Origin of the sequence: Xenorhabdus yunnanensis (assembly GCF_028598805.1) — a bacterium.
GTDB lineage: Bacteria > Pseudomonadota > Gammaproteobacteria > Enterobacterales > Enterobacteriaceae > Xenorhabdus > Xenorhabdus yunnanensis.
Genome location: NZ_JAQRFI010000201.1, coordinates 1 through 713, shown reverse-complemented (window position 1 = coordinate 713; position 713 = coordinate 1). Strand labels below are relative to the sequence as shown.

General features: G+C 43.9%; 1 protein-coding gene. It reads right to left on the bottom strand.

What is annotated here, in order from left to right; genetic code table 11:
* Positions 1-109 precede the first annotated feature (109 nt).
* Positions 110-568, bottom strand: a complete 459-nt coding sequence (gene tnpA / locus PSI23_RS21760; RefSeq protein WP_273557017.1) for an IS200/IS605 family transposase — start codon at positions 566-568, stop codon at positions 110-112.
* Positions 569-713 lie beyond the last annotated feature (145 nt).

Below are 713 nucleotides of genomic sequence, written 5' to 3'. Positions count from 1 at the left end.
AATAAGTATCCCCCGGCATAGCCGGGGGTTTTTCATCTGCGCCTATAAGGCTCTCTTACCAGCCGCGCCCTAACAGGCGCATCGCAATCTGACATTTGCATTCTATTGATTACTTACGGCCCGTAAACGGGCTGCCTGGATACGGGATCGATAACTGTTCTCCCAATTTATCCTCTTCCAGTTGGTGCCTTATATATTCCTGTATCCTAGCTGTATTTTTTCCTACTGTATCAACGTAATACCCTCTACACCAAAACTCACGATTGCGATATTTGAATTTTAGATCACCAAATTGCTCATAAAGCATCAGGCTACTTTTACCCTTCAGATACCCCATAAAACTCGACACACTCATCTTTGGCGGGATTTCCAGAAGCATGTGTATGTGGTCCGAACAACATTCTGCCTCCAGAATATTCACGTTTTTCCATTCACATAGTTTTCTTAATATGCCACCTATCGCTCTACGTTTTTCTCCGTAGAACACCTGCCTTCGATATTTTGGGGCAAAGACGATGTGATATTTACAGTTCCATCGAGTATGCGCTAAGCTCTTCTCATCCCTCATTGGGACCCCCTTTCGATTTCTCGATTCACTTTTGCAGTTGCCAGACCGCAAGGTGTTTTAACAAATCAAAAGGGGTTTTTATAGCGGATTTATAGCTGAAAGCTCTACAGAACCCCCTGCCTAGCAGGGGGTTTTCTATATACAA